The sequence below is a fragment of the Stutzerimonas stutzeri genome (genome assembly GCF_024448895.1).
Classification (GTDB): domain Bacteria; phylum Pseudomonadota; class Gammaproteobacteria; order Pseudomonadales; family Pseudomonadaceae; genus Stutzerimonas; species Stutzerimonas stutzeri_Q.
On record NZ_JAMOIC010000008.1, the window covers coordinates 20,945 to 39,752 of the forward strand.

Annotated in this window: 18 protein-coding genes; 4 read left to right on the plus strand and 14 right to left on the minus strand. The window is 57.8% G+C overall.

Features of this window, described 5'->3' with window-relative positions; genetic code table 11:
* Positions 1 to 115 precede the first annotated feature (115 nt).
* From NA619_RS11625 to NA619_RS11660, 8 genes are all read right to left on the minus strand, one after another.
* The gene (locus NA619_RS11625) at positions 116 to 1,423 is read right to left on the minus strand and encodes an amidohydrolase family protein (protein ID WP_042928790.1); all 1,308 of its coding nucleotides are present in this window, start codon (positions 1,421 to 1,423) and stop codon (positions 116 to 118) included.
* Positions 1,424 to 1,654: 231 nt separating this feature from the next.
* Positions 1,655 to 2,929 (minus strand): cytochrome P450, encoded by a 1,275-nt coding sequence (locus NA619_RS11630; protein WP_255962028.1) that lies wholly within the window; start codon positions 2,927 to 2,929, stop codon positions 1,655 to 1,657.
* Positions 2,930 to 3,092: 163 nt separating this feature from the next.
* Complete coding sequence (locus tag NA619_RS11635) at positions 3,093 to 3,596, minus strand: carboxymuconolactone decarboxylase family protein (RefSeq protein WP_255962029.1); 504 nt, start codon at positions 3,594 to 3,596, stop codon at positions 3,093 to 3,095.
* 24 nt (positions 3,597 to 3,620) lie between these two features.
* The gene (locus NA619_RS11640) at positions 3,621 to 4,796 is read right to left on the minus strand and encodes a thiolase family protein (RefSeq protein ID WP_021207953.1); all 1,176 of its coding nucleotides are present in this window, start codon (positions 4,794 to 4,796) and stop codon (positions 3,621 to 3,623) included.
* A complete protein-coding gene (locus NA619_RS11645; protein WP_131648039.1) occupies positions 4,793 to 5,698 on the minus strand; it encodes a 3-hydroxyacyl-CoA dehydrogenase in 906 nt (301 codons plus the stop codon). Before NA619_RS11645 ends, NA619_RS11640 begins: the two co-directional genes overlap by 4 nt.
* Positions 5,699 to 5,714: 16 nt before the next feature.
* Positions 5,715 to 6,569 (minus strand): fumarylacetoacetate hydrolase family protein, encoded by an 855-nt coding sequence (locus tag NA619_RS11650; RefSeq protein WP_255962030.1) that lies wholly within the window; start codon positions 6,567 to 6,569, stop codon positions 5,715 to 5,717.
* Positions 6,569 to 7,645 carry an amidohydrolase family protein gene (locus tag NA619_RS11655; protein ID WP_131648035.1) on the minus strand — a complete coding sequence of 359 codons (1,077 nt, stop codon included), beginning with the start codon at positions 7,643 to 7,645 and terminating at the stop codon, positions 6,569 to 6,571. Before NA619_RS11655 ends, NA619_RS11650 begins: the two co-directional genes overlap by 1 nt.
* 343 nt (positions 7,646 to 7,988) lie before the next feature.
* Positions 7,989 to 8,639: a TetR/AcrR family transcriptional regulator gene (locus NA619_RS11660; protein WP_376778236.1), complete on the minus strand. Its 651-nt coding sequence runs from the start codon at positions 8,637 to 8,639 to the stop codon at positions 7,989 to 7,991.
* 260 nt (positions 8,640 to 8,899) lie between these two features.
* Here NA619_RS11660 and NA619_RS11665 point away from each other — a divergent pair, with 260 nt between their 5' ends.
* Positions 8,900 to 10,531: an ATP-dependent acyl-CoA ligase gene (locus tag NA619_RS11665; RefSeq protein WP_255962154.1), complete on the plus strand. Its 1,632-nt coding sequence runs from the start codon at positions 8,900 to 8,902 to the stop codon at positions 10,529 to 10,531.
* A 112-nt stretch (positions 10,532 to 10,643) separates the two neighbouring features.
* Here NA619_RS11665 and NA619_RS11670 read toward each other — a convergent pair whose 3' ends face one another.
* Positions 10,644 to 11,444 carry an SDR family NAD(P)-dependent oxidoreductase gene (locus NA619_RS11670; protein WP_003288984.1) on the minus strand — a complete coding sequence of 267 codons (801 nt, stop codon included), beginning with the start codon at positions 11,442 to 11,444 and terminating at the stop codon, positions 10,644 to 10,646.
* 103 nt (positions 11,445 to 11,547) lie between these two features.
* Between NA619_RS11670 and NA619_RS11675 the strand changes: the two genes are divergently transcribed.
* A complete protein-coding gene (locus NA619_RS11675) occupies positions 11,548 to 12,291 on the plus strand; it encodes a DUF2889 domain-containing protein (protein WP_255962032.1) in 744 nt (247 codons plus the stop codon).
* Between the two features lie 57 nt (positions 12,292 to 12,348).
* On the opposite strand, the gene NA619_RS11680 is transcribed toward NA619_RS11675, so the two are convergent.
* From NA619_RS11680 to NA619_RS11695, 4 genes are all read right to left on the minus strand, one after another.
* Positions 12,349 to 12,924, minus strand: a complete 576-nt coding sequence (locus tag NA619_RS11680; RefSeq protein WP_042928779.1) for an aromatic-ring-hydroxylating dioxygenase subunit beta — start codon at positions 12,922 to 12,924, stop codon at positions 12,349 to 12,351.
* Between the two features lie 47 nt (positions 12,925 to 12,971).
* Positions 12,972 to 14,378 (minus strand): aromatic ring-hydroxylating dioxygenase subunit alpha, encoded by a 1,407-nt coding sequence (locus NA619_RS11685; protein WP_255962034.1) that lies wholly within the window; start codon positions 14,376 to 14,378, stop codon positions 12,972 to 12,974.
* Positions 14,379 to 14,515: 137 nt separating this feature from the next.
* On the minus strand, positions 14,516 to 15,514 hold the full coding sequence (locus NA619_RS11690; RefSeq protein ID WP_255962035.1) for a fumarylacetoacetate hydrolase family protein: 999 nt from the start codon (positions 15,512 to 15,514) through the stop codon (positions 14,516 to 14,518).
* Positions 15,511 to 16,212, minus strand: coding sequence for an SDR family NAD(P)-dependent oxidoreductase (locus tag NA619_RS11695; protein ID WP_255962036.1), 702 nt, complete (start codon positions 16,210 to 16,212; stop codon positions 15,511 to 15,513). The genes NA619_RS11690 and NA619_RS11695 overlap by 4 nt, the downstream gene beginning before the upstream one ends.
* 134 nt (positions 16,213 to 16,346) lie before the next feature.
* On the opposite strand from NA619_RS11695, the gene NA619_RS11700 reads away from it, so the two are divergent.
* Both NA619_RS11700 and NA619_RS11705 read left to right on the plus strand, forming a co-directional pair.
* Positions 16,347 to 16,745: a Zn-ribbon domain-containing OB-fold protein gene (locus NA619_RS11700; protein ID WP_255962037.1), complete on the plus strand. Its 399-nt coding sequence runs from the start codon at positions 16,347 to 16,349 to the stop codon at positions 16,743 to 16,745.
* Entirely contained in the window at positions 16,746 to 17,936 is a 1,191-nt protein-coding gene (locus NA619_RS11705) for a thiolase family protein (RefSeq protein ID WP_255962038.1), read from the plus strand.
* A 1-nt stretch (position 17,937) separates the two neighbouring features.
* Here NA619_RS11705 and NA619_RS11710 read toward each other — a convergent pair whose 3' ends face one another.
* Complete coding sequence (locus NA619_RS11710; protein ID WP_255962039.1) at positions 17,938 to 18,729, minus strand: IclR family transcriptional regulator; 792 nt, start codon at positions 18,727 to 18,729, stop codon at positions 17,938 to 17,940.
* Positions 18,730 to 18,808: the final 79 nt, after the last annotated feature.

An 18,808-nucleotide genomic window follows, 5' to 3' on the forward strand; every position in this document is an offset into this window, starting at 1 on the left:
CAAGGCTCTAGAACTAGCCCCAGGGCAGGCGCACTCGCGAGGCGTTAGTACCTATCGCAAATGAACCTGCCCCAACGGGGAGTTGCCGCGCCTTGCCGATACTTTTTACGGCCTGTTAGAGAGCAGTTCCGGCATCAGCCTTCTCGAACATCGCGTTGATGTCCCCCGACGTGACCGGCTTGCCGTCATTGCGTCCGTGGTCGGCGCCGCCGAGCCCCAATGCGGGCTCGATCTTGACGTGCGTCGCTTTCTTACGAAGCTCGCCTACCGTGCAGTTCTCGCGCCCATGAATGGAGAATGGATCGAAGGAGAATTCACGCATGGCGTTGAGGTGGGTGACCTTGTCGATGGTTTCCTTGGACAGGTGCTGCAGCCCTTCCCATGCGGACTCCGGCGAGTTCGGCCAGGTGCAATCCGAGTGCGGGTAGTCGCTTTCCCAGGTAACCATGTCTTCGTTCATGAATTTCAGGTTCTGCAGACCGAAGTTATCCTCGATGAAGCAGGTGATGAAATGCTTGTGGAAGATGTCGCTGGGCATCTGCCCGCCGAAGTTCGAGTTGGTCCACGCGTTGTGGTGGCGGTGCGTGAAATCGGCGCGCTCGAGCAGATAAGGAATCCAGCCGATGCTGCCCTCGGACAGCGCCATGCGCAGGTTGGGGAATTTCTTCCACATCGGTGCCCAGATCCAATCGGCCGCGGAGTTGGCGATGGAAATAGGCATGGACGTGATCCAGGCATCGATTGGCGAAAGGTCAGAGGCATGATTGGCCTTTACACCAGTACCAATGTGGCAGCAGATCACGACGTTATTATCCGAACAGGCTTGCCAGAGCGGATCCCAGTAATCGCTGTGGATCGACGGGTAGCCGTGGATCGCCGGATTGTCCGACAGTGACAGCGCATGCACACCCTGTTTCGCCAGGCGCGTAACCTCGGCGGCGGCGGCCTGCATGTCCCACCAAGGAACGAGCATCAGCGGAATGAAGCGGCCCGGCGCAGCGTTGCACCAGTCGTGCAGATGCCAGTCGTTGTAGGCCTGGATCGCGGCCAGGGACACGGCGCGATCCGGATGATTCTGGAAACGCTGACCGGCAAAACCTGGGAACGTCGGGAAGCACAGCGAGCCGAGCACGCCGTTGGCGTTCATGTCGTCGACACGATCAGCGACGCTCCAGGTACCGCGACGCATCTGGTCATAACCCAACGGCTCCATGCCGTACTCTTCCTTCGGTCGGCCAACTACCGAGTTCAGGCCCATGTAGCCGGTGGCCTGCTCTTCGAAAACCCATACATCACGGTCGCCGCGCTTGACGACATGAGGCTCGCGCCCTTTGAAGCGCTCAGGCATGTGGCGAGCAAAGGCGTTTGGTGGCTCGATGGCATGGTCATCAACGCTGACGAGAATGAGATCTTCAACCTTCATTGTTCTTCCCCTTCGCAAATGGGTTTGTTGTTGTGTTCAAAGCATAGAACACGTTGCGATCAAATTAAACACATATTTAGATTGTGTTCAAATCTAATCTTGAGAGCGAACACATTCTTTTACTGTTACCAGACACCACGGGATTCAACGAGGGGAAAACAACAAGGCAGGCGCCCTTCCCTGCGGGGCAGGAAAGGGCTGGATGTGGCGTGAGGGCAGTAAGCCCGTGCCTCAATCCCAGAGGACGTGGAGGTAGTGAGGCCCGCGCAACTGAGCGCCGATAATCTCTGGTGCAGGCTTCGAAGGATCCAGGCGGATATTCGGCATAAGGTCGAGGATCGCGTTCAGTGCGCAGTTGAGTTCCGTCTTCGCGACGAATTGCCCGATGCACATATGCGGCCCAAAACCAAAGCCGAACGAGGGTTTTGGTCGTCTGTCGATGTCGAATACGTCGCCGTGCTCGAAGGCATCCTCATCACGGTTCGCCGAGGTGACGATGCACTGCACCATAGCCCCTTTGGGAATCTGCACACCGCGGATTTCCATGTCCTTAGCTGCCTGACGCACCTTGAAGGTGGCGACGGGCTCCAGCCGCACCGCTTCATCGATGGCCTTGGAAACCAGGCTGCGATCGTTGCGCACCCGCTCCAGTACGTCAGGGTTCTCGAGCAACAACGTCATCAGCGTACCGAACGTACGCGTAGTTGTTTCGCTGGCCGCCGGCAGCAGCGAACGCACAAAGGTTGCTATTTCATGATCATCGAGCGAGCGACCCTCATACTCTGCACGGATCAGCCTACTGATCAGGTCATCCCCTTCAGCGCCGGAGACGCGGCGCTCAGCCACTACCACCTTGACGACGTCGTACAGCGCCTTAGCAGCTTCCATCGCGGCACCACGCGCGGCGGCGGCTTTTTCCGGATCCACTTGCGGGCCGGCAAGGATCGCCAGCGCCCAGGCAGCATATTGTTCGATCTCGTCCGGACGATCCTCAGGGAAGCCGATCAGGGAATAGATAACCCGAATCGGAAAATACAGGGCAAAGTCCATCAGATCGCCGCCTTTGCTCGGCACCAGCGGCTTAATGTATTCCTCGCGGATAACGCGGTCGATCTTGGTTTCTTTCCAGCGGTTGACGGTTTCGGGCATGAACACCGGCTGCAGCAGGTTGCGAATGTTCTTGTGCGCGTCTCCATCCATCGCCGTGAGGATCAGCCCGTCAAAAAACGCGCCCAGGCCTTCAGCGATAAAACCGCTGGTGAAGTTGCTGGCATCGCGCATCACTGCCATGACATCGTTGTATTTGAACAAGGTGAACGTAGGGCGGTTGGCGTCCAGCCCGGCGATGCTCGGCACCCCCAGACGCGCCATGAAGTTTTCTTCAAGAACCGGCGAATTCATGCGCATCTCGCGATATACCGCATGAAGGTCCACATCGCTTCCACGATAGTTGCTGGCGACGTCCGCGAACGCCTTGCCTAGATTGTCCCGCGCCTGTGTAGACATTGTTCTTCTCCTTGTTATTGTTCAGGCATACGCCGTTGCGTCTAAAAGCCGCCTGCATAGGCGAGATACTAGGCTCAACCGACTACTTATTGAACGGCTTTTTACATTTCGATCAAATTTACTGGACGGTCTGCTCCACATCCATCCCAGGGCGTCGCCCCGCTCAATACGCCTGCTGCACATAGGTCATCCGACCGCCCGCCAGCATCAGCGCGCAATACATGTTCAGTTCGACCACTTGAGCCACGGAGAAGAACTCGGCGAGACGCGCATAGTGTTCGTCGCTGATGGCCATGTAATCGCTGGCGAACAATTCAGCGAAGATCAAAGCAGCTCTTTCAGACGGCTCGAAACGATCGCTATCTGAAGAAAGACAGGCGATGTCATCTTCCGTCACTTGGTCGGATTTACGAGCGAGTTGGCACGCTTGGCAGGTGGTGATGCTGGCGATTTTCAGGCGCACTAATTCACGCAGGCGCTCATCGAGCAGGCTGTCCTGATGCAGGCTTTCCAGCAAACCAAGCCAGGCTAATGCTGCACTGGGCCGATGCGCCCAGACCTGAACAGGTCTGGGCGAGCTCAGCATTCGACTTTGCTGGCCGCGCGCAACGGCGCTACGCAACTCTTTCGGCATTTCATCCAGCGGAACGAAAGACACGCGCGCCATAGCCGCTACCTCACTGTCGGAAGATCAGTCGAGCCGCTCGATAATCGTTGCAGTACCCAGGCCGCCAGCGCAACAGATCGCCTGCAGGCCATAGCGGGCGCCCCGCCGCTCAAGTTCATTGAGCAGCGTAGTCATCAGCCGCGCGCCACTGGCACCCAGCGGGTGACCCAACGCAATGGCTCCGCCGTTGACGTTGAGCTTGTCATGCGGCACACCGGTTTCTTGCATCCAGGCAAGCGGTACCGACGCGAAGGCTTCGTTGACCTCGAAAAGATCGATGTCATCGATGGACAAACCAGCCTTGTCCAGCACCTTTTTGGTCGCCTCGATAGGGCCGGTCAACATCAGTGTTGGGTCTGCACCTACGGTCGCGAAGGCGCGGATGCGCGCGCGAGCCTTGAGGCCCAGCTGCTTGGCGGTGTCCGCGGACATCAACAGCAGCGCAGCAGCGCCATCGGATATCTGCGATGAATTACCTGCAGTGATCCGTCCATTCTCCGGGCGGAAACTGGTTTTCAGCGTCGAGAGCTTTTCCCTCGAGGTATCGCGACGGATGGTTTCGTCCGCCGCCAGATCAGCTGCTGGTTCGGTCAGCGCGTGCTCACGCAACAACTCGACCGGTACCGGAACGATCTGGCTATCGAAATAACCCGCATCAGCTGCCTTCGCGGCACGCTGATGACTTTCGAAAGCGTAGTCGTCCAACGCTTCGCGACTGAGTGACCATTTGTCAGCCATCCGCTCGGAGGCCTCGCCCTGGCTCGTCAGCTCGTAACGCTCTGCCGCCATCCAACCAAAGGCTTCGCCGTGGATTTCACGATTGCTACCCATGGGCACGCGGCTCATGTTTTCCGCACCGCCTGCAACGATGACATCAGCCATACCAGACGCGATAGCGCCTGCCGCAGCATGCACCGCAGCTTCGCCCGAGCCACACTTGCGGTCGAGTGTCAGCCCCGGAATCGTCACCGGCCAGCCAGCGCCGAGAAGCGCGGTGCGGGCGATGTTTGCTGATTGCTCACCGATCTGCGTAACACAGCCGAAAATCACATCGTCGACCTGCGATGGCGATAGGTCGACACGCTCGAGCAGCTTGCCGATGACCAGCGAACCCAGATGGTCGGCTCGCACGCCCGCAAGACTTCCACGGAAACGACCGACCGGCGTCCGCACCGCATCAACAATTACGATGTCTTTCATAGCGCACTCGCCTTGAGGCCGGAGCCCGGCACTCGGTTACCGTCCTCGTAACGATAGACGCCATGCCCCGTCTTGCGACCCAGACGTCCGGCGGCAACCATCTTGATGATCAGCGGACAGGGTCGGAATTTCTCTCCCAGTGTCTGGTGCAAGTACCGCAGCACCGACAAGCGAGTATCCCAACCTGTCAGATCGCCGAGTTCCAGCGGCCCCATCGGATGGTTGAAACCCATGCGCAGCGCAGTGTCGATATCTTCGGCCGTCGCCGTGCCTTCCTGCAGCATGTACATGGCTTCGTTACCAAGTAGAGCGGACATGCGGCTGGTAGTAAGGCCGGGCGACTCGTTGACGGTGATCGAAGTCTTGCCGATCGCATCGCACAGGGCCTTGGTACGCACGACGACCTCGTCAGTGGTGGCTAGGCCGCGCACCAGTTCGACCAACTTCATCTTGTGCACTGGATTGAAGAAATGCATGCCAACGACCCGGTCGGCAAAGCCGGGCACCGATGCGGCAATCTCGGTGACGCTCAGCGCTGAAGTATTGGTCGCAATGATCGCGTTCGGTGCCAGCAGAGGCGCAGCCTGACCGAGAACGGCTTTCTTCACGGCCAGCTGTTCGGAAACGGTCTCCACCAGCCAGTTGGCGCCAAGCGCCGCCTCGCTCAAATCACCACAGGTAATCAAATTCGCCAGCGAAGATTGGGCGACCTCATCGGTAATCTTTCCCAGCTTGACGCCGGTGCTGAGGATGTTTTCGATGTTGCCTTTGGCACGAGTGAGCGACTCGGCGTGAGTATCCACCAACAAGGTGGCGAATCCTGAACTGGCGAATGCATGCGCAATGCCGGTACCCATCAAGCCGGCACCAACCACTACAATTTTGTCTTCTTTATTAGTCATTTAATTCGCTCTCGATTTAGACGCTGGGCTTTTCGCCAACTACGTTACGTAGCGTACCTATGCCTTCCACGGTCGCCTCGACCACATCGCCAGGGTTTAAATACACGCCAGTTCCCATCCCGACTCCGGCCGGCGACCCCGTGAACAACACGTCACCGCAAGCAAAACTGGAGCGCTGGTGGACGAAACTGATCAACTCACCAACATTCCAGGTCATTTCGCTGGTAGAGCTGTCCTGACGGGTTTCGCCATTTACTTTCAAAGTCAGCCTGAGAGCTGGAGACCCCGCCGGGAACTCATCCTTGGTGACGATCCACGGACCAAGTCCGGTGGTCTTGTCCTGGCTTTTGGCAGCGAATAGATCCATTCCGATGCCCGGCGGACCGCTGAGCTGCAGGTCGCGGGCGCTTACATCATTGCCAACGGTATATCCCAGGACGCAACCCAAGGGATCAGCCAGGTCGATTTCGCTGCTGCCAATGACTGCCACCAGCTCGACCTCGTGATCGAGCTTTTCGGTCAGCGGCGGAAAGCGAATCGGATCGTGGGCTCCAATGAGTGCACCGTAGGCCTTGAGGAAGGCCACGGGCTGTACCGGCGCGCTGAGGCCAAAATCCTCGGCGAGGTGCTTGGTGTAATTCGCCCCAGCGACAACCACTCGATTAACGGGCTCGATCGGCGGTAACAAGCGAACCTGGGAAAGCGGCGCTGGCCGCCCCAGCAAACGCAACGCACTGACTCCCTTGCCTTGGGCGATGGCAGGAGCCCACTCGGAGAACGGGCCGACAATGGGAGTGACTTCGTCCTGTTGGATATCGACGATCGCCCAAAAGGGTTCTCCCTCATTGTGGGAACAACGCGCCAGCTTCATCAGACACCAACCTTCCCGACTTTAGCGGGATCAAGGCGCAGCAATTCGCACGCGTTCTTCCAGCGGATTTTCTGCAGGTCTTCGTCCGATAGGCGCAGCCCCTCGGTCAGGTCGTGGCGGACTGCGTCGCTGCCACCGAAGTTCGATCCATAAAGAACCCGATCCGCGCCGATGACATCGACCATGGCCTGACGCATGGGAAGCTCGTGCAGCTCCACGTCGAAATAGAAGTTGGGCAGGTAATCTAGGAATGGCTTTTTGTTGTGGAAAACGTCTAGGTTCGGGTTGGTCTGGGCAAGCCGACCCAGCTGATAAGGAACGAAGCCGCCACCGTGGGTGATGTAAATCTTCAGTTTCGGGAAGCGATCGAGCACTCCGCCGTTAATGAGGTACCACAGGCATTTGGTTTCGTCGTAATTCATGCCGAGGATCGCGGTCGTTTCATACCTATCGGTATTGGCGTCCTTGCCCCAGGTCACGGACTGGTTGTATCCGTGAACGAAAATCGGCAGGTCCACTTCGCACAACGCTTCCCAGACCGGATCAAGCTCTGGCGAGTCATATTCCAGCCCGCCGAAGTTAGAGCCACCGGCGCTCAGGCCTTTCGCTCCCAGTTCGTTGCAGGCACGGCGGATTTCCTTGGCCGCTTCAAGGGGTACGTTCAGCGGAGCGTGCGCCCAGAACATCAGCCGGTTGGGCGCTGCCGAGCAATACTCAGCCATCACGTCGTTGACCTTGCGAGCGAACGGGACAGCGAACTCGGCTTCGGTCCAATACATGTAGCAATGGCTTGGAACGGACAGAACCTGAGCATCCTGCCCCGCCGCATCCATAGCCGCGAGGCGGTTGCTCGGGTCGCGCCATTTGGCCATGTACTCTTCGACGTTCAAGGTCTCGCCGCGGGCATGGGCCTCGCGCAGGGCTTTCTTACGTTCTGGTGCGCCTAGAGAAAGAATCCACTCACCAACACGCAACTTGATATCGCCATCGGGCTGCGACTCAAAAGCCGGCCCCCAATGGGGATGCTGGTCGTAGTAATCAGGGTGTGGCGCGTGGGCGTGAAGATCAATAAGCATGTCCGGTTACCTCAGAAATTGGCACTTTTTAAAATTATGTGTAGCGCAGTGCAGCTGCGCCGTATAACCGGGGTCTACTGCCCCTGAACGGCAGCGTGCAAGCCCCATGGACAGATCATAAAATTAATCTGGTCATAAATCAAAAAACTGTTCAATTTATTTTTATAGCTACGCCGGAAGCAGTGTTCTAGAGCGCCTCCCTGCGGAAGCCATCACCACACAGGAACGTAAAAGCGCTCGAATCGCGGTTCCGTTCGCATTTCGGCTGAAAAAAATGGCGCGCAAAAAAAAACAGAACCCTCGGGAGGAGAGCTCTGCTTTAGGTGTAGCGGGTAGTGACGGACTAGCGGCGCGAGCGCGAGGTCGATCCGATTGTCAGGGCCGCGATCAGCTTCTTCACACGAACGGGAAGCATGCGACGGTTCGCTGACTCGGACACCAGCGTCTCGCTCATCACATAGCGGATGATCAGTTCGCTGATCAATTCGCGATCAAGCCTGACGCCAAGTCGCTCGTCCCACTCGTCGAAAACGATGTCGAGCACATCTTGGAAACGAACAATGGAGTCATGGAAAATTCGGCGGAAGAACCCCAGCGCATATTCAGGCGCGACCGTCAGCAGGCGCTGCGCGCGACTTTGCTCGAGGTAATTGTCCAAATAGACGATAAGCGCGTTGAGCCGCGCATCCGGATCGGCGATATCTCCCAACGCCTGGGTCAGCGATGTATGGAAACTGTCGCGCTTGTGTCTGGAGAAGGTATCGAGCAGGTCGTCTTGCGACGAGAAGTATCGATAGAACGTCCCACGGGAAACACCGGCGACCTGGCACACGTCAAGGATCGAAATGCGATCAGCACCTGATCGCAGCACTACTTCTTCGGTGGCCGCGAGGATATTGGAGATTGTCTCTTCCGACCGGCGGTTGGGTTTTACCTTGGCGCCAGAAGATGAAACGCCAATGCCCTGACGAACGGTTTTCTTGACGGTACTCACAGGTTTCACACGGGGTGCGGCCTTCTTTTTCGACGGAGGTGACGCTGCTTCAGCAAGCTGATTTGCGCGCTTTGGCATGGGTGCACGGGCTCATAACAAGAAAGATACGCAACACTAGCATATGAAATAGGCAACATAATCTAGATTTGTTCAACTTTTGCCTAAAGACATTCTGTGAATTTGTATTTAGAATCGAATTCTCCCTTCAAAATAACATCGGGCGATCCAGCGACTGGCGGCGCCCCACAAGGAGAAGAGCCATGAGCGGCACGGGAAATTCAGACACCTGGGCAGTAGGCGAAAGAGACACTGTTATCGCAGCGCTTGAGCGCGCTGTGGCGCGGCATCCAGACAAGGTTCTGCTTGATTTTAGTGGTGAGTTATACACATACAGAGAAACTGATCTACTTTCCACCAAAATGGCTCGTTCGTTGGCTTCGCTGGGTGTGCAGGCAGGCGAAACGGTACTGACGATGCTGAACAACAACATCGACGCCGTCGTGACATGGCTCGCGATCAACAAGCTTCGCGCCGTTAGCGTGCCGATCAATACCGCCTTGAAGGGCGAGTTTTTGCGCCACCAAATAGCCGACACCAATACCAAGGTGGTGATCTGCGAGGCGGCTTATCTTGATCGTATACTGCCGCTTGCATCGAAACTGCCTGAGGTGCAGAGCATTCTTTACCGTGGCCAGCTGGAATCGCTTCCTGAGTGCGCCATTTCGGTCGCTTCGCTGGATGAGTTCCGCGGCCATGACGAAACGCCTTTCGAGACCAAGCCTCAGCCATCCGATCTCTCCTGCCTCATCTACACCTCAGGAACCACGGGACCATCGAAAGGCTGCATGATCAGCTACAACTTCATGTGCAACCTGGCGCGCCTGCAATTGCGGGCCGGACCTGCGAACGAGAACGACGTAACCATCACGCCGCTGCCGCTGTTCCATATGAATGCCCTGTGCGTGTCGATTATTGCCAGCATTCTGGTGGGCGCGCGGGCAGCGATACTGCCGCGCTTCTCCGTTTCCAACTTTTGGCAAGAAGTCGAACGCTCCGGCGCCACCATTGCGTCAATTCTCGGTGGCATGGGCGGGCTGCTGGCAAAGGCGCCTGAAAACGACGCGATGAAGCGGTGTTATGGCCAGATCCATACGGCTCGCGGCAATCCATATACCGAGGAGACCAAGAGAATATGGCGTGAGCGCTTCGGCACCAAGCTGGTAGGCGGTAATGGCTACGGTCTCACCGAGGCCTGCGTGATTACCTCGCTTGCGGGTGGCGAATATGCGGCGCCTGGCTCGTCAGGCAAGCGCATCCCGGACTTCGATGTACGTATTGTCGATGATGAAGATCGTGAAGTACCGGCGAACACGTCCGGTGAGATTGTGGTGCGCCCGCTGCGCCCGGACATCATGTTCCAAGGCTATTGGCAGCGTCCGGAGGACACCCTGAAGCTGATGCGCAACATGTGGTTCCACACGGGCGACATCGGCAAGTTCGATGACGACGGCTTCTTCTATTTCGTCGACCGGAAAAAGGACTACCTGCGCAGGCGTGGCGAGAACATTTCCAGCTTCGAGATGGAGGCCGCCTTCGCCGTGCACCCGGGCATTTCCGAAGTTGCGGTACACGCCGTTCCGTCGGACAAGGGTGAAGATGACGTAAAGGTCACCGCGGTATTGCACGATGGCGCGACGCTTCAGCCAGAAGAGTTATTCAGGTGGGCTACCGACTCGGTGCCTTACTACGCGCTGCCACGGTACATCGAATTCCGCGGGACGCTGCCGAAAAATCCCCAGGGGCGAGTGTTGAAATACCTCCTTCGGGACGAAGGTAAAACAGCCTCGACCTGGGACTGGGAAGACACGGATATCAAGGTCGATAAGCGCTAAGAATGCTGCGAGGGGCTGGACACAGCCCCTTTCCCGCCTCGCAAAGCAACCGGGGCGGGCTAAGGAATGGGAATGGCATGTGGGCGCAGCGAGAGCTGCGCCCACAATTGTTTCAGTACTCCCGAACTGGAACGTCTTTAGGGCGGGAGTTGTAGCCCGGCAAGTGCAGGCCGCCATCCACGTGAATGGTCTCGCCAGTAATGAAACGCGACATCTCCGATGCCAGGAATACGACTACCGGGCCGATATCCTCCTCCGGATCGCCACAGCGTCCCAATGGCCTCATCGAGGCCGACATTTCAGCGAACCCCGGGTTTTCCGCCGCCAGCTTATGAAAGGTAGCGCCCATGGCTGTGGGCGCTACGGCATTGACGCAAATATTGAATCGCCCCCACTCCGAGGCAGCGCTGCGGGTCAAGCCGACGATGGCTGATTTGGCGGTGTTGTAATCGCCATGCAGCCACGCACCGATCTCGGTGTCGATGGAGTAGAAGTTGACTATCTTTCCACCGCCGCGTGCCTTCATATGAGGCAGCGCAGCCTTCATCGCCCACCAGGCCGCCCATACCGTGGAGTTAAGCGTTTGGGCCAGCATCTCATCGGTCTTATCTTCAAGCAGGACGTTGGGCGTAGGCGCGAAGGCGTTGTTCACCAGGACATCGAGCCCACCGAATTCATCCACGGCAGCCTGAATGGCCGCCTCGATGTCTTCCTTGCTGGAAACATCGGTCTTCACAAAGAGCGCCCTGGCGCCCAACGCTTTCAGCTCTTGCGCAACGGCTGCGCCGCTTTGTTCGTCCAGCTCCGCAACTACCACCGCAGCGCCCGCCTTGGCGAAGCTCAACGCCACACCTCGACCTATACCGCCGCCCGCGCCAGTGATAAGCGCCACACGCTCTCGTAACAGTTTCATAGCCCCTCCTTTCTTGTTGTTAGATAGACAATTTTTACTATAGTGTTCAAATATACTCTTGTCCGCATCATCGGGCATTATTCAGTAATAAAAGGATAACTAGATGAGTACGTTTCGCCGCCGAGTGGACATAGTGACCAGCGAAGAACACGGCGAAGGTGAAGTTCGCGCGGCTCTCGAAGATGACTTTCACCACTTTCGCGTATGGGCGAAATACCAAGCCGGCGCACTGATTGCTGTCGGTGGTGAAGCGATACGGTACCCCTACACCGCTTGCCTGCAGGCAACCGAGCCCCTTGAGCGCCTGGTCGGCATGCCGCTCAGCCGGGTCGCCCATTCGGTAACACGCCAGACGGACGCAACGCACCAGTGCACGCATCTACTCGATCTGGCAGGGCTGGCGATTGCCGCAGCTGCCCGTCAGAGTCGCAGGCGTCGTTACGATATCGAGATTCCTGGCCGGGTCGACAATCGAACAATCGCGAGATTGACGCGAGATCAGGACTGGAAACTGGACTGGTCCGTGAATGGTCCGCTTATCGAGGCTCCCGAGACTTACGCCGGAGTCAATCTACGCGAGGGGATGGCGCGCTGGGCGTTGCAAACATTGTCGGAAGAGGAAGCGGAAGCTGCTTTGATACTGCGCCGCTGTACGCTCATTTCGTTGGGACGGGAACGTGACCTGGACAGGCAGATACATGCAGTCCCGAGCGGCCTCTGCTATAGCCAGCAACCCAAGCGAGCGGAACAAGCCATACGCATGAAGGGTTCGACGTGGGATTTCGAATCGTCGCAAGAACAACTGTGTGCTAGTGATCAGGATTGGCTGAACAGCCGAGGATCATAGCGAAGGACGAATTGCGCATAAGACGGCCCGCACCCCGAAAGAGGTGCGGGCTCGTCATCAGAGGAATACAGCGAGGTTTGGAGTGCCCAGAACGGCCTGGTCGATAATGACTTCGCGCCGCGCCAGCTTGAAGCCGTCTTCGCGCATACGCAGCACGTCGCGACGCTCACCACTGATGATGTCGACGTGGTGGTCCTTGAACCGGCTGCGCGTCAACAGCAGATAACTGGTCACCACATACTCATCAGGGTTGGCGGTTTCCTCGACGAACACATTCGTCACCAGCCGCCGGGTACGCGACGGCGGATCTTCCGCCCAGGCACTCTTGCCGGAAAGGCGAAGCACACGCCCCATGATCGACCGATAGTCATCGTGGTAATGCTGAACGGTACGCACGATGCTCGCCGACAGCTCGGACTGGGTGCGGGTATGCCGCAGCGGCACGGTATAGATCAGATCGGTATCAAGCCGTGCTGCCCATTCCTGCAGACGAATCTGATCCAGTAGCGTTGCTTCCTCGTAAAGGAAGGTCACGGCCTGGTTGTAAATATCCGCCCCGACCGGCACACGCTTGATACCGACCGGAGAGCCCGGCTGGATCTGGTCCTCGCCGCGTTGTTGAACTTCTGCCATGGAAATCTCCATTACTTTTTATTGTCGTGACCCGGGCCAGCGAGTGCCTATTTTTCGTCCGAAGCGGTCATCAGTTCGTGCCAGTACTGCCACCAGTGCCACTGGGTATCGTCTTTGGTAAAGCCTTCGTTGACGATGCCAGGGCCAGGCCATCCTTCCGGGGCGCCGGTTTCGAAGCAGGCTTGATACTTCAGAGTGCTCTTGCGCCCCATCGCGCCCTTAGCGGCGTGAGTCATGTGTGGCCAAGTATCTGAGTCGTCCTGCTCGACCATGCCGGATGTGCCGAAAAGCTGGATAGTCTGCTTGAGCATTTTTTCACGAAGCTCTGGCGGCGCATCCTTCTCGGCGAACACCCAGTTGACGAACTCAAGCTTATCCGGCCCTTGAGGAACATAGGCGTGTAGGGTCATGGAGCCAACTACGCTGCCATCCGGCTGCGGGATATATACGAAGCCAAACAGGATATTCGGGAACATGCCTCCCACCTGCGGCGGCATGCTGGTCAGCACCTTGAGCTGATCTTCACTCAAATTACGCGCCAGCTGCTCGACCATGTCACACGTCATGCCGGCAGGTGGCAGCGCGTTCAGTTTTTCCTCGACCGACAAGGTCGCTGGATCCAGGCCCGTCAGGCGCTTGATCTTGCGCGCCAGATCGATACAACGGAGTGCATGGCCGTGGGGAGAGCTGATCTCAACGCCGATCATTTCTGGACTCAGGTCGGTACCCTCGCCCTCGCCTTCGCCTTTCTTGGCGTAGTTGCCCACTTCACCCAGCCAGCGGTGCAAGGTCAGGGTATGGAAGCCATCGGCGGCGGACTGTTCGCCAGCGGTCTTCCAGTTGGCGTTCACGATGAACCGCTGCGGTGGGCCCAGTACCTCCATGCCCTTGTCGCTGCGGCAGAAGAGCATGTCGTAATACCACTTGGCGTCGCCCAGGAACTCATCGAAAGACGGGCCGTCGACGTTCCAGGTTGCGAAGATCAGACCGCCATAAAGCGTTACGCGCGCCTTTTTCAGACCCAGTTCTTCCTTGGCCATCATCTTGCCGTGCATGCACTCGCGCTCGACTGGCGAGCCGATGAAGTCACCATTGGGCCGGAACGCCCAACCGTGGTAAATGCACTTGTGAATTTGTGTATTACCGCAATCAGCGGTGCTGATGCGCATGCCGCGGTGCGGGCAGACGTTGAGCGAGACGTGAACTTCGCCTTCTTTAGTTCGGGCGGCAATCACCGAGTCCGAGCCCATGTCGCGCACGATGAAATCGCCGGAGTTAGGGATTTCAGATTCGTGGCCGAGCAGGACCCAGATCTTGCCGAAGATCTTTTCCATCTCCAGCTCATAGATCTCCCGGTCGCTCAGGACACGCATTTGTACTTCACGTGTCGCTGGGTAGATTAAATCCGAGACCTTGGTTCCATCGGACAATACGGGGCTCGTTGTTGTTAGCATGATTGCCTCCTGTTTATAGGCATAGCCGCTAAGGGCGATTGAGACAGACTGAATATAAGACACTTTTCTCTAAAATGTACACTACATGCCCATATTATTTATGTGACATCTTGCTGCTGAAACCCGGCGAGGCTAGCTCATTCGTTGTTGATGGCCGTGCCGACTCGAGTTCGCAGCACGCCAATACCCTGCACTTCCAGCTCCACCAGGTCTCCCGGCTTGAGATAGCGCAGCTGCTCCAGCCCGCAACCATTGCCCACAGTGCCGGAACCGAGGAATTCGCCGGGGTACAGCGTTTCCGAGCGTGAAACATGGGCGATGACGTCTTCGAATTGCCAGCGCATGTCTCGAGTGTTACCGCGCCCCCATTCTTCGCCGTTCACCCGCGCCACCATTTCCAGGTCATAGGGATCGCCTAGCTCATCAGAGGTGACCAGGCAGGGCCCCATGATATTGGCCGTATCGAAATCCTTGCTCTTGGCCGGGCCAAGCATTCCAGACATTTCTTTCGCCTGCGCGTCGCGCGCGCTCATGTCGTTGAAAATGGTGTAGCCGACAATATGCGAGCGGGCTGCGTCACGGCTTATGTCCTTGCCCCGCTTACCGATGTAGCAGCCGAATTCCAGCTCGAAATCCAGTGCCTTGCTAAAGCTCGGCCACTGAAACTCATCGTCGATACCGACTACCGCAAAGCGGTTGCATTTGTAGTAGATGGGCTGTCGATTGAAGGTCTCGATTACCCGATCATCGGCCCCCGTGTTCATCGCTTTCAGCGTTGCTTCCGGGTCCGGCGTACGCAGGGCACGCGCGCGCCTGGCGGCCGCGAAACTCTGTTTGAGATGCAGTTCGAAGCATGAACAGTCACGCATCTGCGGCGGCGGCTGGATCGGCGCTCGCAGCTTGACCACGGCGCGTTCGATGACAGCCTCAGAAGGCGCCTTGGCTACTAGCGCCCGAGCTTGTTCGAGCGCCTGCTCGCCGCCTTCGACCAACGCCAGAACGCTGGCGAATTCGGGGCTCTCGCGACCTTGCATGCTGCGATAGGCAGTCTGCAGGTCGACAATCAGCCCATCGTTTTCGATCAATGCCCCGGCGCGCTCGAAGCCGGCGCCATCGATATAGGTTACGAGTCTCATACGCGACCACTCACAGGCAGGCAGGCGCCGGTTACGGCGGCCGCTTCGTCCGACAGGAGAAACGCGATCACCGATGCCAGCGCTGTTGGAGATACCCAGCGATCAGTATCGGCGTCCGGCATGTCGGCGCGATTGGTCGGCGTATCGATGATGCTCGGCAGTACGGCGTTGACAGTCACGCCCCGGTCCTTGACCTCCTCTGCCAGCGCCTCGGTGAGACGAACCACGCCAGCCTTGGACGCCGCGTAGGCGCCCATACCCATGCCGGCCTTGAGTGCGGCCAGCGCGCCGACGTTGACGATCCGACCCGCGCCGGTTGCAGTGAGATGGGGCAGCGCCGTCTGGGAGGCCACTACCGCAGTGCGCACGTTCATTTGATACATGCGATCCCAGGTGTCGAGGCTTCCGGATTCAAGCGTTTCCCAGGCGAAACCGCCGGCTACGTTGACCAATCCATCGATGCGCCCGAAGTGCTCGACTACCCTGTTAAATGCCTCCGCTGCCGCGTCGACGGACGTCAGGTCAACGCCGCCGATGGCATGCAGCTGTGCCGCCTCTGGTAACGAACCGGACGGCTCGGCGCGGTCAAGCAGCACCACCCGGGCGCCTCTGGCCAGAAGCAAATCGCCAAGGGTTCTTCCAAGCACGCCGAAGCCGCCTGTGACGACAACGGTCTTGTCCTGCAAAGACTGGGACATATTGAAATCCTCTTGTTTTTGTTCCACGACGCACCGCTCGAAGCAATGCCAACTCCAAACGAAATATGACACTTTTCGATTTTATGTACAAATGATAACGTAGCCGAAAGACGCGCACCTGGATGGAAATGTCGATGCCGAGAAAACTACCCGCGTTGAACGCCGATACCCTCGCTTTCTGGCAGGGAGGCAAGCAAGGCGAATTGCTGATTCATCATTGCGAAGCATGCTCTCAGTTTTTCCATCCTCCCGGCCCCATATGCCCTCGCTGTGCAAGCTTCGAGGTCGGCCCACGCTCAGTCTCAGGTAAAGGAACGGTGGTGAGCTACACGCTTAACTACCAACCATGGACCGCCGAACTCGATGTGCCTTACGTGGTAGCGATCATCGAGCTGATCGAGCAATCGGGTCTGCGCTTCGTCAGCAATATTATTGGGATGGATCCGCAACAGGTGCATATCGACATGCCAGTCCGGGTCAGCTTCCTGAACGTCGAGGATGTCTGGCTGCCCATGTTCGAAAGGGATCAATGAATGTTCGATCGTCGATACGATAAACAAGTCGCCATCACTGGCATTGGCCAGTCGGAAATCGGTCGCCCATCATCGCTGTCAGCTATGCGCCTGACGCTGGACGCCTGCCTGGAAGCCATTGCTGATGCAGGTCTGGAGCGTAGCGACATAGATGGCGTCGCGTGCTGGCCGGGGGACAACAACAATGGCGACCCCTTCTCGCCCGTTGGCCCAAGCGCCCTCAAAAGTGTACTGGGTCTGAATGTCAATTGGTTCGGTGCGGGCTACGAAGGCCCCGGGCCACTGGCCGGCGTGATCAACGCAGCCATGGCCATCGAAGCAGGCCTGTGTAAACACGTGCTGGTATTTCGCACCATCACCGAAGCATCAGCCCGCATGACGAACAAGCAGGCCGGCGCACTCACCAACAAGACCCAGGGCCGCGACAGCAGCTTCGCATGGCAATGGTTCACGCCATTCAACGTGCTGTCTGGCATCAACCTGATGGCGCTCTACGCGCAGCGTCATTTTCATGAGTACGGCACGCAACCCGAACAGCTGGCCCAGATAGCATTGACCTGTCGCCGCAACGCGATGCGCAATCCCAAGGCACTCTATCGAACGCCAATGACCATGGACGACTACATGGCATCGCGGATGATTTCGACTCCGCTGCGCATGTTCGATTGCGATGTACATTGCGATGCGTCGACCGCCATCGTGCTGTCACGGCGGGATGCGGCGCGCGACACACGCAACACACCGATTCGCATCGAGTCCATTGGAGCGGCCTTGAATCAGCCGTGGTCCTGGGATCAGATCTCGCTTACCCAGATGGCGGCCTTCGACGTAGGGCGGATGATGTGGGACCGCACAGACTATGCTCCACAGGACGTCGACTCGGCGCAGCTATACGACGGTTTTTCAATCCTCACCATGATCTGGCTGGAGGCGCTGGGACTCTGCCCGACCGGCGAAAGCGGCGCATTCGTCGAGGGAGGTCAGCGTATCGCCCTTGATGGCGAACTGCCCATCAACACCAACGGCGGTCAGCTCTCCGGCGGTCGTACCCACGGCCTGGGCTATGTGCATGAAGCCTGCCTGCAGCTGTGGGGGCGAGCCGAGGGGCGGCAGACTACAGAGAACCGCGTCTGTGCAGTGGCTGCTGGCGGCGGCCCATTGGGCGGCAGCCTTTTGCTGGTTCGGGAATAATTTAGAAGAGAACGCCGGCTAGTTCGCCGCAGAATTCGACGAGGGCATCACCCAATTCGGCGATGCCCTCCTCGTCACGCTGGCCGCGGAACATCACTGCCGAAACCGTGAAGTCGATGCTACCGTCGGGCGAAAAGACAGGCGCCGCAACAGCAAGAATGCCCACCGAAAAATGGCCGTCATCTGTCGCCCAGCCACGCTTCTGAGCCTCTTGCACTTCCTCCCGGTACATATCGAAAGGCATCGGCCGAGCCCAGCGGATGCTGTCGTAGGTCGCGCGTGTTTCGGGACTGTCGAGTTCGATTTGAGTAGCGAACAACCTGCCGCTGGCACCCATCAACATCGGCAGACGCTGCCCCTCGGCCATATCGATACGAACGTCCGTGGGACTCGCCGCAGAGCTGACGATCACAATACGGTCCGCACCCAGGCGCCGCCACAACGTGACAGTGATGCTCTGCCTCGCAGCCAAACTCTGTAATAACGGCTTCGCCAGCTGTACCCGCTGCCCCTGCGTCACCAACTGCTCAACAAGACGCGCCAGCCCTATCCCTGCCGAATAGCGCTTCGACATAAGATTGAAATCCACCACGTCTTCCGCGACCAACGTACGCAGGATGTTGAAACAGGTGCTTGGATTGATTGAAAGCTGGCGTGCTATATCAACGGAGCGTTCGGGCGTACCGACTTGACTTAGATGCCGCAAGATACGAATCGCATTAGCCACCGGCTTGACCAGAACAGCATTAGTGACCTTTTGATCGTTCAAATCCAAAACTTCGTTGCTGTTCATGCAGATCCCTAACCATGCTCGCCTTGAGATGCATTCTATACCGAGAATTAAACATCGCAACTAATTCCACATACGGGTT

Coding starts and splice junctions, on each gene's coding strand:
- NA619_RS11625 (WP_042928790.1), bottom strand. CDS start 1,423: ATGAAGGTTGAAGATCTCATTCTCGTCAGCGTTGATGACCATGCCATC.
- NA619_RS11630 (WP_255962028.1), bottom strand. CDS start 2,929: ATGTCTACACAGGCGCGGGACAATCTAGGCAAGGCGTTCGCGGACGTC.
- NA619_RS11635 (WP_255962029.1), bottom strand. CDS start 3,596: ATGGCGCGCGTGTCTTTCGTTCCGCTGGATGAAATGCCGAAAGAGTTG.
- NA619_RS11640 (WP_021207953.1), bottom strand. CDS start 4,796: ATGAAAGACATCGTAATTGTTGATGCGGTGCGGACGCCGGTCGGTCGT.
- NA619_RS11645 (WP_131648039.1), bottom strand. CDS start 5,698: ATGACTAATAAAGAAGACAAAATTGTAGTGGTTGGTGCCGGCTTGATG.
- NA619_RS11650 (WP_255962030.1), bottom strand. CDS start 6,569: ATGAAGCTGGCGCGTTGTTCCCACAATGAGGGAGAACCCTTTTGGGCG.
- NA619_RS11655 (WP_131648035.1), bottom strand. CDS start 7,645: ATGCTTATTGATCTTCACGCCCACGCGCCACACCCTGATTACTACGAC.
- NA619_RS11665 (WP_255962154.1), top strand. CDS start 8,900: ATGAGCGGCACGGGAAATTCAGACACCTGGGCAGTAGGCGAAAGAGAC.
- NA619_RS11670 (WP_003288984.1), bottom strand. CDS start 11,444: ATGAAACTGTTACGAGAGCGTGTGGCGCTTATCACTGGCGCGGGCGGC.
- NA619_RS11675 (WP_255962032.1), top strand. CDS start 11,548: ATGAGTACGTTTCGCCGCCGAGTGGACATAGTGACCAGCGAAGAACAC.
- NA619_RS11680 (WP_042928779.1), bottom strand. CDS start 12,924: ATGGCAGAAGTTCAACAACGCGGCGAGGACCAGATCCAGCCGGGCTCT.
- NA619_RS11685 (WP_255962034.1), bottom strand. CDS start 14,378: ATGCTAACAACAACGAGCCCCGTATTGTCCGATGGAACCAAGGTCTCG.
- NA619_RS11690 (WP_255962035.1), bottom strand. CDS start 15,514: ATGAGACTCGTAACCTATATCGATGGCGCCGGCTTCGAGCGCGCCGGG.
- NA619_RS11695 (WP_255962036.1), bottom strand. CDS start 16,212: ATGTCCCAGTCTTTGCAGGACAAGACCGTTGTCGTCACAGGCGGCTTC.
- NA619_RS11700 (WP_255962037.1), top strand. CDS start 16,347: ATGCCGAGAAAACTACCCGCGTTGAACGCCGATACCCTCGCTTTCTGG.
- NA619_RS11705 (WP_255962038.1), top strand. CDS start 16,746: ATGTTCGATCGTCGATACGATAAACAAGTCGCCATCACTGGCATTGGC.
- NA619_RS11710 (WP_255962039.1), bottom strand. CDS start 18,729: ATGAACAGCAACGAAGTTTTGGATTTGAACGATCAAAAGGTCACTAAT.